Consider the following 14,104-nt stretch of genomic DNA (forward strand, 5'->3'; position numbering starts at 1 on the left):
TTACAGAAAGTGTACTAACTGATTTGGATACAGGAGCTATTACTCAATTTACTAGTAAGTAATTTTAACTACCTTTTAATAGTAATTTTAAGATGTTTTAATTGATAAACGGGGGTTTTGGGCCGTAAATAGTGTTGGTTTGTATTGTCTTTACACGTAGAATGATTCCGCGAAAAATAATTATTAAACTGCTGTTAATCTGTGTACTTCCTGTACCCGCTTTTGCACAGAGAATTCTGACCTTGCAACAGACGTTGCAGCAAGTTCGTGAAAATAGCCCAGCGTTGCGCGTCGAGCGATTCAATATCAATGCTGCTCAGGCCGACCAGACCACGGCCAACCTCCGTCCTAATCCTGTTTTGAACAATCAGACGCTATTTCAGCTAAGCAATACGCCGGTTCCCGGTATTGAAAATGTTGGGTTGCTAAATCGACAGCGTCGGCAGTTCTGGTTACAGGCCACCAAAGAATTCGATATTTATGGCAAACGCACATACCGCAATCGATTTGCCGAAGCCAACACGAATCTGGCCGTCCGGAGCGTAGCTGAAACGGAGCGCAATTTGCTGTTCGATGCGGCCAACCGGTTTCTGGATGCCTGGTATGCCCGCATTCAACTCGCCCTGCTGCAACGGGCCAAAGCCAACGTCGATACGCTGGTGCAGTTAAATAAAGTGCGGCTCAAAAATCTGGCCATTACCAGTACCGACCTTGCCAGGACTCAGTTGATTTCGGACCAGTACGCCATTCAGACCCGTACGGCCCGGCAGGAGTTCCGCAACCGCCTGAATGAACTGCAATTAGTGGTAGGCTCGGCCGATAGTGTCAATGTGTTCCTGAACGACTCCATTATCAGCCCGGTTTTTAATAACCCACTGGCCCTATACCCGAACGTAACGGCCAGTGCCGATAGTCTGTTGCAACTGGCTTCAACCAATAGAACGGACGTGCGGGTAGCCGAAGCCAATCTCGAAGCGGCCCGGCGAAATATCGACCTCCAGCAGGTATTGGCCAAACCACGTAACGAAGCAGGTCTTATCTGGAACCCGCAGAATTCAGTACCCTATGCAGGTGTGTTTCTAACGCTTGAGTTGCCGGTGTACAGCCGGAACCAGGGCGAAATTCAGAAGTCGAGGGTGTTGCAGGAACAGGCGGGGCAAGCGTCATCCTTGGTACAGGCGCGTATCCGGGCAGAAGTACAAACTGCCTATCAATCGTTCGTGACGAGTCGGGAAAACGTCAATCGCTACGTCGACATTCGTCGGGATGCTGACCGGGTGCTCACGTCGGTTCGCTATGCGTATCTGCGCGGAGCCACCACACTTATTGACCTGCTCCAGGCACAAAGTTCGTGGTTCGATACGCAAACCGCTTATTATCAGATTCTTTATACCTACCGACTAAACTACGTCCGGCTTATTTACGCCACCGGGCAGATAAATGCCTACTAGAGTGAATAATGAATGGATAATGCGCCCGGCTCCTTCCATTGTCCATTCTCTATTAAAAAAAATATGAAACTATATTCAATTCTCCTGCTGGCTTTGCTGGCTACTGCCTGCAAGGAAAAGCCAAAGCCCGTTGTGCAGTCGATACCACGACCGGAAATAAGTGCGGACGGTAGCAAGATTACGTTTCCTGATTCGGTCATGATACGCGCTTTTACCACGCAGGCTGCCCGTGCGTCGGCGATTCGTACTGATTTTTCGGCACCGGGCCACGTAGCGGCTATGGTCGTCCGGTCGGTAGAGAATCCGTCCGAGCGGCTCGTCCTGTTTGATGAACCTGGCCTGTCGAATAACTACACCGCCATTTTGCAGCATCGGATTAATATTCAGATGGAACGTGGCAACCTGGAGCGGGTGCGTGATTTACAGGCTCATGGCGCGGCATCGGGAAAAGAAGTGATTGAAGCCCAAACGCAGTTGGCCAATGAAGAAGCGGCTATTATTTCGGATGAGGCTACCCTGAAACTGGCTGGTTTCGACCCCAAAGAACTCCGCCAGGCGGCTCCGAACACGATACTGGTCGTTTGTGAAATTCCTGAAAATCAGTTCGGTAGTATTCGTAAAGGACTGGTCTGTACGCTCAATTTTACAGCGTTCCCGAATGAAAAATTCATGGGTCGAATCGACAACGTGAACGACTACGTGGACAATACAACCCGGCAAATCAAACTCCGCATCTCCGTTGCCAACCCCGATGGTCGGCTGAAAGCGGGCATGTTTGCCACCGTTCAGTTTGGTATTGCAGAGGGTAATGCCATGACCGTCTCGCGCGATGCGATCGTTACGGTTCAGGGCAGTGATTATGTTTTTGTTCAGACCGGCCACAAGACCATTGAACGCCGGGCCGTTCAGCTTGGTCAGCAACGTGACGACCGTGTGGTAGTACAGGGCGGTCTGACCGATAACGACCAGGTTGTGGTAGAAAACGTGATGCAATTGAAAGGGTTAAGTTTTGGCTATTAAAAGGGAATGATGCATGAAAAATGATGAATTGGACTGACCACACCGGCGAACCGGCGGATACTGTTGGCGTAAACATTCATCATTTGTTATTCATCATTCGTAGAACGAATGATTCAGAAACTAATAACATTTTCCCTTCGCAATCGCTGGGCGGTCGTTGGGCTGGCTGTAGCGGTTATGGGCCTGGGCCTCTGGTGCTTCAAACTGCTCAAGATTGAAGCCTACCCGGACATTGCCGATACCAACGTCATCATCATTTCCAAGTACGATGGTCGTGCCGCCGAGGAAGTAGAGCAACAGGTCACCATCCCGATTGAGCGGGTTCTCAACAACGTGCCGCACGTAACTGACCGTCGTTCCCGAACTATCTTCGGGCTATCGGTAGTGCAGCTGAACTTCGATGAAACCGTGACGGACTACTTTGCCCGGCAGCAGATTATCGAACGGCTCAGTAGTGCCCAACTACCCGATGGTGTTTCGCCCGAATTAGCCCCGCTCACCACGGCGGTGGGTGAAATTTACCGCTATGTGATCGAGGCCCCGGCCAGTATGACGCCCATGCAGTTGCGCGATTTGCAGGACTGGGTCATTATTCCGCAACTGCTACAGGTGCCGGGTCTGGCCGACGTTACCACGTTTGGCGGCCCCATTAAACAATATCAGGTTATTCCCGACCCGGCCAAACTCCGTAAGTACGACATCACCTTACAGGAGGTGATTGATGCTGTTCAGAAAAACAACCAGAACACGGGGGGGAACATTCTGGCACGGGGAGGACAAGGCTTTGCCGTGCGTGGGCTGGGTGCGCTCAAATCACCCGACGATGTGCAGAATATTGTGCTCAAAGCCAACGAAGGCGTACCCGTACTGTTGCGTGATGTGGCCAGCGTGGAAATCAATCCGCCTTCGCCATCGGGTATCCTGGGCTACCGCATTCCCGACGAAAAACTAGATGTAGTAGGCGCAACGGAAGGCATTGTCCTGCTGCGGAGGGGCGAAAACCCCAGTGAGGTGCTGGAATTGCTGAAGGAGAAAATTGCCGACCTCGAAGCGCGGGAACTACCCAAAGGCGTTCACCTGCGGGTACTCTACGACCGGGGTTTTTTGATTGACCACTCGCTGGAAACGGTAGCGCATACGCTCATTGAAGGAGTTGCCATCGTTACCCTTCTGCTCGTGCTGTTTCTGGGTAGTTTGCGGGCGGCTCTGGTCGTGACGGTCACCATTCCCTTCTCACTACTGTTCGCCTTCATCCTGATGAAATTAGCGGGTATTCCAGCCAACCTGCTGTCCTTGGGCGCCATCGACTTCGGAATTATTGTAGACGGGGCCAGCGTGATGGCGGTACACCTCATCCACCGATACCGCCACAGCCGACCCAGCGACCGGGACGTTGGTATTGTGCCTGTCACGACAAACTCGGCGAAGGAGGTAGCCCGGGAAATTTTCTTCTCCGTCACCATCATCATTCTGGCTTATCTACCCATTTTGTTGATGCAGCGGGTAGAAGGTAAGCTGTTTTCCCCCATGGCACTTACGTTGTCGTTTGCTGTAATCGGGTCGCTCATCTGCGCCATGACGGTGATTCCGGTACTGATTTCGTTTGCTTTTCGTAAAGTACTCACGCCCGGTGGAAAGCCGTTGAAGGAGTACAAAAACTTCCTGCTCACACCCTTAGAACGGGGGTACAAGTGGTTGTTGATCTCGACGTTGTTTCGCGTACCGAAACTGGTGGTGGCTGTGGGGATGATTGTTGTGCTGGTTATGATTGGCTTCGGGCTGAAGCTCGGCACCGAGTTCCTGCCCGAGTTGGACGAAGGGTCTATATTCATGCGGGCCTTTATGCCATCGGGTATTACGATTCAGGAAAACGCCAAGATATCGCCCAAAATTCGCGACATCATCAGCAAATACAAACCCGTTAGCTTCGTCATTACCCAGGCCGGACGCAACGACGACGGTACTGACCCATTTCCGAGCGACCGTACCGAAATTCTGGTGGGTCTGAAAGACTATAGTACCTGGTCGGACAGTATATCCAAGAAAGAAATCGTCCGGTCCATGCAGAGCGAATTGCAGGAAACGTTTCCGGGTGCGTTCTTCTCATCGGGTCAGCCAATTATTGACCAGGTGATGGAAATTGTAACCGGTAGTGCGGCCGATTTAGCCATTTCCATCGTGGGTAATGACCTGACGCTGATGCGGGCCAAAGCCGACAGCATTGCCGCTTTGGTGAAAAAGATGGATGGGGCCGTGTCCGTAAATATCGAGCAGGAAGGTCCTCAGGACCAGTTGGCCATCAAAATCAACCGCCCGGCGGCTGCCCGTTACGGCATCAATGTGGCTGAAATCGAGAATCTGATTGAAGCGGCCATCGGTGGCAAAGCCATCGGGACCATTTACGACGAAGCCAAACGGTACGATATCATTGTTCGCTTCACGCCCGAAAGCCGGGGTAGTATTGACGCAGTCAGGCAATTGCAGGTACCATCGGCCACGGGCGCGCTCATTCCCATGAATGAACTCGCTGATATCCGGTACGTACAGGGCCAGACGAATATTTACCGGCTGAATGGCAAGCGCATGGTGACGGTGCGCACCAATATTCGGGGTCGCGACCAGGGTGGTTTCGTAACTGAAATCAGCCAGAAAGTACGTGAGCACGTTAAAATTCCCGAAGGCTATAGTATCATCTATGGTGGTCAGTACGAAAACCTTGAACGGGCGGGCGGTCAACTGGCTATCTCTATTCCGCTCACGATCGTGGTGGTTTTTCTATTTCTGTTTATGCTCTATGGCAACGTGCGCGATACGCTGCTTACACTTACCTGTCTGCTATTTGCGCTGGCGGGTGGTATCGGGGCCTTACTGCTGCGGGGGTACAACTTCAACGTTTCGGCGGGTGTGGGCTTTGTGAGTATCTTCGGTATTTCGGTTATGGCGGGCGTGCTGCTGGTGTCGGCCCTGAACCGGAACTTGACTGATATGAGCAAATCGCTGAAAGAAATCACCATCGAAACGGCACAGGAGCAGTTTCGGGCTATTATGGCCATCATGGTAGTCGCCATCATCGGTCTGGTACCGGCAGCTATTTCGAGCGGTATCGGCTCCGACGTGCAGCGGCCTTTGGCAACGGTTATCATCGGCGGGCTAACCACCACGCTGTTTTTCGCCCCGTTGATTATTCCGCCCCTGTTCTACCTGGTCAACCGCAACCGCAAGCGCGTTGTGCTGGACGAAGAAGGCAAACCTGAACCGGAAGCGATTGAAGAAGGAACGGAGATTTAGGCGTTTCAGCCCTGTAAGGGGGGGTAACCGACTAAAAAACAGAATATTATGAGACTGTTTTCATTGAAATTAATGGTTGTTATGATGCTGGTCAGTACGATTTTCTCGGCTTGTGTTACGTCCAGGATTAAACCAGTTGCTCAGGGGCAGAGTAGCCAGATGCCCGATAGTTCGGACGTGAAGATCTTTTTGCTGGAGCGCGACATACCATCCGACATTGAGCAATTGGGTGTCGTTACAATTCGTATAGAAAGCGGAGTTGGCTTGCGTATAGATGAGGTAGTCAAACAACAACTTAGAGATGATTGCCAAAAGCTGGGGGCCAATGGTGCGTACCGAATTAATGACGGCACTTATTATCCCGTAGTTGTTAACTATCTGGCTTTCAGGTATAAAAAATAGAGTGCCTGCCTGAATGTCGGCAGATAATGGGCAGCTGAATCATTTCTCTGTCTGTAACCACCTTACCGATACTGTTGCCGCACCCCGCCAACAACTTCGCTAGCGGGGTAGGTTAGTCAGTTCGTCAGTCAGAAACTGCTGGAAGCGTTCGTGGAGGGCGCGGTAATAGGTAAGGTACGCTTCGCCGGTTTCGGTCACGATAGCACCTCCACCTTTTTCGCCCCCGGTTTGGGTCGTTACCAGGGGAGTACCGGCCTGCGTATTCATGGAATGAACCAGTTCCCAGGCTCGCTTGTAGGACATCTTCATGGCCTTGGCGGCCTGATTGATGGAGCCGGTACGCTGGATATGATCAAGTAATTCAAGCCGGCCAATACCCATAAATCGTTGCGTGGTATCGGCAGCGGTTGTTTCGAGCCAGATGCGGCCGTTGATACGGAGGTGCATATCAGGAGCAGACGTTGGTTAAGGGACAGTACAAACGTGCCTGTTTTTTTGCCGATAACCTAATGAACGGCGCCCCCAGTCGTACGCGCTCAACAACGTCAACCCTCCTTCTCGCGTTTGGTTTCTTCCCGATGGAATCCTTTTGCAAAGCGCAATACCCACTCCGCAAGGTGCGTATTGTCATATACTTCGTGCATAATTTTGATAGGCTCCTGATAAAGCCGGTCGGAGGCAAAAATAGCCTCCCAGTCTAAACCGTTGGGGTTAGCTCCGGGTACGTTAGCCTGTTTCATTACCTTCAGAAACTCATAGGCAATGAGGCCATGTGCAATGGCGGTTGGGTGAACGCCGTCGAGGGAGAAGATGCCGCCCTGTTTCAGGTTTCCTTCCGTGTCTGCGTGGTAGTACTTGGTGTTTGGTGTTGGGTATTTGAACTGAAAATAAGGCGGGAACTTATAACAGGGAACGCCATTGTTGCGCTTGAAGGCTAGGTTGTCGAGTACATTGGCCATATCTACCAGATGATAACGTCCCGGCTGCTGGTTGTTCCGTTCTGCTATCAAATTTTTGATGGTTTTATTGTACGCCCGTATGCAGTTATCGACATGGAGAGCCTGCGTGAAACTGAGGTTAATGCCGGTCTTGAATGCGTATGCCTCATCGAACGGAAAGTAGGTGTAGTATTTAAAATACGTTACCGTATCGTCAGTGCCGTCATCGTTCATGATTTTCACCTCAAATGTTTCACCAACGCCCTTCGCCAAAGGTGCAATGGTTACCAGCGGAACGGTAGCCAGAAAAACCTTTGTAGTAGTGCCCGCCAGAGCCGTATCAATTTTATCGAGGAGCATTTTATAGTCAGCCGCAAAATCGGTTGGGTGCCACAAGTTCCAGCCATTCTCCAGTATTTTGTCGCGGCTGAGAGCAGCCGTTTTGCCCAGCCCGGGTGTGTAGTTGATACTTAAATCGACAATGGTGCCCAGCGCATTATTGGCTCCTAACCAGATGATTACATTTTCGACACCGCCGTTTTGAACGTGGTAGTTCAGCCAGTCCAGTTGCGATTTGGTGCTGTGTTCTTTCTTGAGTGAGGGGTTCAGCACTTTCAGGGCTGTTCGTACCAGCGATTCGTTCGGGGCTGCGTAGAAATCATCTTTCGTACCACTCTCCTTAATTTTTCGCTGGCAGTAAGCGCCGTCGATGAGCCAGGCATCGGATACGTTAAAGCCCCGCACGGCCACGTTATGAAAATACGAAATTGCCTTGTCCGGGTAAGGTTTGTCAGCTGCGTAATCACCCCGCTCGTAGAAGGCTTCTACCTTGTCCAGAAACCGGGGTATGGTGGCCGCGAAAGCCAGTGTCCATTCAAGGGTATTGATCTCCGAACCATAGTCTTTCTCGAGTAACCTGAATAGTCCTTCTATATTGACCGGCAAGCCTCCTTCCGGCCAGTCGGGGTATTTATAGTCTGCTATCCCGAGCACGTTAGCCAGTAGTGTTGAATAGCACAGGTCTGTACGGGCAGCCGCCCCCGACATAAATCCCTGGCTGATGCTATCGCCGATGGTGAATAGTTTTAGCATAAAGTGTGATTGGTTAACGGGTTTAAACGCTAAAATTGGCTAGATACCCGCTGCTTTGCAAGGGTGGATTTCCCGTTTTACTCCGGTAAACTAGTCCATCTGTCAGGTAATATAGGCCAACAGAGCAGCTGCGATACTGGTAGACTTTACGTTTCCCGTAAGGTTCGCGCTTTTACCTACATTTGCAGGGTATTAAAAAGGAAGAATATGGATGTAAGAGACACTAACGGAGCTACCCTTACTGAGGGTGACTCGGTTAAACTGACGAAAGATTTGAAGGTGAAAGGGGCATCCACGATTCTGAAAAGAGGCACAGTCGTGAAAAATATCAGGCTTACAGGAGATGCGGAAGAAATTGAGGGGCGAATAGAAAAAACGACAATGGTACTGAAGACGATGTTTCTGCAAAAAATCTAGCATAGACCTTGCCATAACACTTCAGGAGCGCTCTTTGCGTCTGGTACACGATAAGAGCATCAATAAATGCGCGTTGATGCGTTCGACTTTCTGTCATTTCACGCCCCGGCGCCCCGGCTGCGGAGAAATGACAGAAAGTCGCCTTGCTATCTCTTCAAGAAGGGAAGACAAGTCTTTTATCAAAGAGTCAGAATGGCAAACTCAACCCGGCGGTTGATTTTGCGGTCTTCATCCGTACCCTTGGTCAGAATGGGGCGCGTATCTCCATACCCGATTGTTTGAATACGGTCGATGCTGATGCCTTTCTGAACCAGATAACGCTGACAGGCGATGACCCTGTCCTGAGAAAGCTGGAGATTCTTGTCGTGGTCACCGATGACGTCGGTATGACCTTCCAGCCGGATGGTCATGTTGGGGTTATCCTGCATCATACCCACCAGCTTATCCAGTTCGGCAAAAGAAGCCGACAGTAAATCGGACTTCGACATTTCGAAGTAGACGTTTTTCAGCGTCACTTTATCACCTACGGCCAAAGGCGTCAGGGCAATGTCGCGCGTTAGTTTCTGCCCCCCGGCTGTTTTGCTCAAATCCAGCACCCCGCTGGTAGACTGGTAGCCCCGCGCCGATACCACGTAGGTGTACACCTGCCCTTTGTTAAGGCTCATCCGATAGGCGCCCGTTGAGGCAAAACTCTGTACGGAATCAATAGCCTGCTTACTGGCCGATAGCTGATAGTCGATGGTAGCCGTAACGGGCCGCCTGTTTTTGGCATCGCTTACAATGCCCGACACCGTCACGATGGTTGCTACGGGAGCCGGAGTGGGTATGTTCGGTTTTGGCGTTTCCATTTCCCCGCCCGAATTGCCGGTAGGTGCGGGCGGGAGTTGGGACGTCGGTTTTCTGGGTAGATTAGGCACGGGCCTTGGGGTAGTCGGGGGCGAATAAACGACGTCATCGGCCGGGTTGTTAACGTGCAGGTTGTAAATGTTCCAACAGGTATATTGGTCACTAACGCACTCGAACAGGTCGAAATTTTCCAGCCCTCTGTCCAGTCGCTGAAAATAGAGGGAGAAAGTAACCTGGTCGCCAGGAAAGGTAGTCATGCCCACTAATACTGATTTGCCGGTGTTCCGGTCTACCTGTTCCCGCTTTACGGGAATACCTTCCACTTTTACGAATCCAAATGTTCTGGCTCCATTGGCCGATACCAGATACGCGTTCGGGTCGAAACCGATGGTGTTTGTTGACAAAGGGCGGCCGTTCTGATCTTTTCTCGGCTTGCTTCTGTCTATGTACGTCAAATCCAGAATGGTATACTCCTGCGTTAGCCGTATGCTGTTTACCGTTATACCGGGATCGGCAGAACGGCCACTGCCGGTCTGATTGTTGACGTTAGGGTACGAGTTGCCAGAATTGGGATACTGACTTCGGGAGTTTGGATACTGGCTTCTGGAATTAGGGTACTGACTGCCGGAATTGGGCGTCTGGCTTCTGGAATCAGGGTACTGCCTTCTGGAGTTTGGGTAGGTACTGCCCGTGCTGGGGTACGTGTCATCGGGTGATGACTGCCCTCCTCCCGATGGCGAGCCGGACGGGTAAGAGCCGCTCATACAGGAAGCCAGAAGACTGGTCAGAAAAATAAAAACCAAAGGACGTTGCCACATGGGGAGAAGTAGTGAAAAGTGGTTAATAAAAAGGCTGTTAACAACCTGACTCATAAGACGCTCTACAGGGGGAAAGGTTTAAAATACAGCTACCGTAAAACGGGGATGCCAAACGGGTGATTAGTAAAAACAGCAGTATATCCGCTTACGGTAATATAAGAGTCGTTTATGATCCCCTCGATTATGTCAACCGAAAAAATAATAGTTATCTCATACGTCAGCCGAAAATAACCCACACCCCGCTGTGGCATCCCGGCATAAACCGGAATGCCACCCACCAAAACCAAAATAACTAACTCTGCTTGATGAAACTCCCCCTTGCCAGCAGCCTCCTTATGGCTACCTTATTAACAGCCTGCCAGTCGGCCGAAAAAACCGATACTACCAAAGCTGCCTTCCGGCTGATTACCCTGGACCCCGGCCATTTTCATGCCGCCCTGGTGCAGAAAACCATGTACCCGGATGTTGACTCTGTCGTACACGTGTACGCGCCCGACGGGCCTGACCTGCAACTCCATCTCGATAAGATTGAGGGTTATAACACACGCCCCGAGAATCCGACCCACTGGAAAGAGGTTGTGTACAAAGGCCCCGATTTTCTGGACAAGATGATTGCCGAAAAGGCGGGGAACGTAGTGGTGATGGCGGGTAACAATCGACTAAAAACCGACTATATACTAAAAACAGTTGGTGCCGGTTTCAACGTACTGGCCGATAAACCGATGGTGATCGATGCCTCGAAATTTGATGAACTTAAAGAAGCTTTTGCCACGGCGGAGAAGAACAATGTACTGCTCTACGACATCATGACCGAGCGGTACGAAATAACGACCATGCTCCAGCGGGCCTTCTCGCAGCAGCCTGCTTTGTTCGGTACGCTGGAAAAAGGAACGCTCGAAAATCCCGCCGTTACCAAAGAAAGCGTTCACCATTTTTACAAGAATGTATCGGGTAGTATTCTTACCCGTCCGGCCTGGTTCATGGATGTCGCGCAACAGGGTGAAGGCATCGTTGATGTAACAACGCACCTGGTCGACCTGGTACAGTGGGCCTGTTTTCCAGAGCAGGTTATTGATTACCAGAAAGATATCAGCCTGACAGCCGCCCGGCGCTGGACGACCGATATGACACTCAGCCAGTTTAAGGCCATTACCAAACAGGACGCATTTCCGGATTATCTGAAAAAAGATGTGGTGAAAGACAGTGTCCTGAAGGTCTACAGCAACGGCGAAATCAACTATCAGCTTCGGGGTGTACACGCCAAAGTATCCGTCACCTGGGCCTACAAAGCCCCCGAAGGCGCGGGCGATACGCACTACTCCATCATGCGCGGCACAAAAGCCAACCTGATTATCCGGCAGGGAGCTGAACAACAGTATAAACCGGCTTTGTATGTCGAAGCGGCCAATGGAAGTAAAGACCTGGAAGCATCGCTGAAAGCCGTACTGCCCAAAATTCAGCAGGAATTTCCGGGCGTTGATAGTAAGAAAAATGCGGCCGGTTGGGAAATCGTTATTCCCGATAAATATAAGGAAGGCCACGAAGCCCATTTCGGCCGGGTAACCGAAAAATACCTGGAATACCTGAAAGCGGGCAAGCTACCCGCCTGGGAAGTACCAAACATGATTGCTAAATATTACACGACCACCCAGGCACTGGAAAAAGCGAAAAAATAATTGTGAATGGAGAACTTGAGTACTGAACACGTTTTAAATTTCCCTGAGCAACCGTTTTGTCATGCTGAGGTACGAAGCATCTTACTGTTTCCTAACGAGTCACTCGGGGAAGTTCAAGATGCTTCGTACCTCAGCATGACAAAACGAACCTTTTAGTCTTGTTTTCAACAGTTTAAACAGGTTCGTCTCATTCTATCATTCACTCACGCTGTCATTCAAAATTGATTATGGATAATCGACGTACATTTCTCAAAGAAGCCATCGCTACGGCGGCTGGCTTAGTTACACTGCCCACAATCGGCAACTCCATGCCGGGCGTATCCACGCCGGATACCCCGGCCATTATTAAGTCTGAAGTGCTGGGTAGCGATGGACTGCCGCTGGCAGCCCGAATTCGCTTTTCGGTGATTGGGATGAACCACGGCCACATCAACAGTCAGGTTGGGGCCGTGACCCGGGGTGGGGGCGAATTCGTTTCCTATTACGCCAAAGAGCCTGAACTAATGGCTGACTTTGCCAAACGGTACCCACAGGCGAAACCGGCGAAAAGTGAGGCAGAAATTCTGGACGATAAGTCGATTCAACTGGTGTTGAGCGCGGGTATCCCCGTCGACCGTGCTCCGCTGGGAATCCGGGTCATGAAAGCCGGTAAAGACTATATGTCTGATAAGCCCGGTATCACCACCCTCGACCAACTAGCCGAAGTACGTAAGGTGCAAAAGGAGACCAAGCGTATTTACTCGATCATGTACAGCGAGCGGTTCGAGAATCGGGCCACTGTAAAAGCGGGTGAACTCATAAAAGCCGGGGCCATCGGCAACGTGATTCAAACCATTGGGCTGGGACCGCACCGGATGACGCCTAAATCCCGCCCGGAATGGTTCTTCGAGAAAGACAAATACGGTGGTATCATCTGCGACATTGGCTCGCATCAGTTCGACCAGTTTTTGTTTTTCACCGGCTCCACCAAAGCGGATGTTGTGGCCTCTCAGGTCGGTAATGTGCATTATCCGCAATATCCGGGTCTCGAAGATTTCGGCGATGTGATGCTACGGGGTGACAAGGGCATGGGCTACATCCGGGTAGACTGGTTCACACCCGACGGACTAAAAAGCTGGGGCGATGGCCGACTCACGATTCTGGGTACCGATGGCTTTATCGAAATCCGCAAGAATATCGACCCCGCCGTACACGAAGGAGGCAATCACCTCTACATCACCGACAAGAAAGAAACCCGCTATATGGATTGTAACAAAGAACCACTGCCCTACGGTGAACAACTGGTGAACGACGTACTGAATCGTACCGAAACGGCCATGAGTCAGGAGCACTGCTTCCTGGCGACCGAACTGGCCCTGAAAGCGCAAAAACAGGCAGATATCATTCACATGAAAATATAGAAGGCAGGTTGACTAATTGACAGGAGTAAGCCCGAAAGTAGGCCGGTGAATTAATGCACTTCCAATGCCTCATAAACGTAGCGGCTTACAAGCCTGTACAACCGCTACGTTTATGAGGCATTTTGAACTCAGTAAACTGTCAGGTGAAGTTGTGGTTATCACGCCTTATTTAAAGACTACTTCTGTCAGAAGCCCTTTTTCAGTCGACGCATTGAAAATATACAGGCGATTATCTACGATGATCGGCGTTTGGGTGTAAGCCAGGCTGTTGGGGATACCTGATATATAGTAGTAAGCCGTTATCCTGCGATCCTGAGTAGAATACCGAACTAATTCATCCTTGACCAGCAAACCGTCGGCTGCTACACTTCCAGGCCTTAGGATTAGATTAGCGATTGATCCATAGCCTGTTAGAAAATCTGTGCCTTGGGCTGCCAGAAAGTTATCGGTATTATTATAGTGTTGCTTACTCAATTGCACACTAAAGTCTGTTGCCTCCGTTACCTGGTCAGAAGATAGGTTGTACTGAACAATTCGGCTTTTGATGGACCCAGGTATCGATATGCTTCCGCCAGAGGCCCAAACCGTGTTATAGTACGTATCCTTATCTACCAGCACATATGGGTTTGTTATTCCCATATTAACGCGAACTATGGGATTGTGAAATTCTTAAAACCGGCGTTTAAAGGGCATATGAGCCGAAATTGGTAGTTTTGGGTGCTAACCAAACAAAACTAACCAGCCCCGAACTCACAT

11 protein-coding genes are annotated in these 14,104 nt (G+C 50.6%); 7 read left to right on the forward strand and 4 right to left on the reverse strand.

All coding sequences use genetic code 11. The features are described 5' to 3' along the window. The first annotated feature begins 254 nt into the window (after positions 1 to 254). The 4 genes from B157_RS0124610 (at position 255) to B157_RS35975 (ending at position 6,161) form a co-directional block, all read left to right on the forward strand. Positions 255 to 1,451: a TolC family protein gene (locus tag B157_RS0124610; RefSeq protein WP_245565246.1), complete on the forward strand. Its 1,197-nt coding sequence runs from the start codon at positions 255 to 257 to the stop codon at positions 1,449 to 1,451. 63 nt (positions 1,452 to 1,514) lie between these two features. Continuing rightward, positions 1,515 to 2,471: an efflux RND transporter periplasmic adaptor subunit gene (locus B157_RS0124615; RefSeq protein WP_020605976.1), complete on the forward strand. Its 957-nt coding sequence runs from the start codon at positions 1,515 to 1,517 to the stop codon at positions 2,469 to 2,471. 108 nt (positions 2,472 to 2,579) lie between these two features. Further along, on the forward strand, positions 2,580 to 5,759 hold the full coding sequence (locus B157_RS0124620; protein WP_020605977.1) for an efflux RND transporter permease subunit: 3,180 nt from the start codon (positions 2,580 to 2,582) through the stop codon (positions 5,757 to 5,759). 48 nt (positions 5,760 to 5,807) lie between these two features. Next, on the forward strand, positions 5,808 to 6,161 hold the full coding sequence (locus B157_RS35975) for a hypothetical protein (RefSeq protein WP_020605978.1): 354 nt from the start codon (positions 5,808 to 5,810) through the stop codon (positions 6,159 to 6,161). A gap of 99 nt (positions 6,162 to 6,260) precedes the next feature. Here B157_RS35975 and B157_RS0124630 read toward each other — a convergent pair whose 3' ends face one another. Together B157_RS0124630 and B157_RS0124635 are read right to left on the reverse strand one after the other, a co-directional pair. Beyond that, entirely contained in the window at positions 6,261 to 6,608 is a 348-nt protein-coding gene (locus B157_RS0124630) for a winged helix-turn-helix domain-containing protein (RefSeq protein WP_020605979.1), read from the reverse strand. A 98-nt stretch (positions 6,609 to 6,706) separates the two neighbouring features. Further along, complete coding sequence (locus B157_RS0124635) at positions 6,707 to 8,191, reverse strand: hypothetical protein (protein WP_020605980.1); 1,485 nt, start codon at positions 8,189 to 8,191, stop codon at positions 6,707 to 6,709. 207 nt (positions 8,192 to 8,398) lie between these two features. Between B157_RS0124635 and B157_RS0124640 the strand changes: the two genes are divergently transcribed. Then, positions 8,399 to 8,608: an alkylphosphonate utilization protein gene (locus tag B157_RS0124640; protein ID WP_020605981.1), complete on the forward strand. Its 210-nt coding sequence runs from the start codon at positions 8,399 to 8,401 to the stop codon at positions 8,606 to 8,608. A gap of 179 nt (positions 8,609 to 8,787) precedes the next feature. Here B157_RS0124640 and B157_RS0124645 read toward each other — a convergent pair whose 3' ends face one another. After that, on the reverse strand, positions 8,788 to 10,272 hold the full coding sequence (locus tag B157_RS0124645; RefSeq protein WP_020605982.1) for an OmpA family protein: 1,485 nt from the start codon (positions 10,270 to 10,272) through the stop codon (positions 8,788 to 8,790). 305 nt (positions 10,273 to 10,577) lie between these two features. Here B157_RS0124645 and B157_RS0124655 point away from each other — a divergent pair, with 305 nt between their 5' ends. Together B157_RS0124655 and B157_RS0124660 are read left to right on the forward strand one after the other, a co-directional pair. Next, complete coding sequence (locus B157_RS0124655) at positions 10,578 to 11,948, forward strand: putative oxidoreductase C-terminal domain-containing protein (RefSeq protein WP_020605984.1); 1,371 nt, start codon at positions 10,578 to 10,580, stop codon at positions 11,946 to 11,948. 227 nt (positions 11,949 to 12,175) lie between these two features. Continuing rightward, entirely contained in the window at positions 12,176 to 13,348 is a 1,173-nt protein-coding gene (locus tag B157_RS0124660) for a Gfo/Idh/MocA family protein (protein ID WP_020605985.1), read from the forward strand. A 165-nt stretch (positions 13,349 to 13,513) separates the two neighbouring features. On the opposite strand, the gene B157_RS0124665 is transcribed toward B157_RS0124660, so the two are convergent. Then, complete coding sequence (locus B157_RS0124665; RefSeq protein WP_026308953.1) at positions 13,514 to 13,987, reverse strand: hypothetical protein; 474 nt, start codon at positions 13,985 to 13,987, stop codon at positions 13,514 to 13,516. Positions 13,988 to 14,104 lie beyond the last annotated feature (117 nt).

The sequence above is a fragment of the Spirosoma spitsbergense DSM 19989 genome (genome assembly GCF_000374085.1).
Lineage (GTDB): Bacteria > Bacteroidota > Bacteroidia > Cytophagales > Spirosomataceae > Spirosoma > Spirosoma spitsbergense.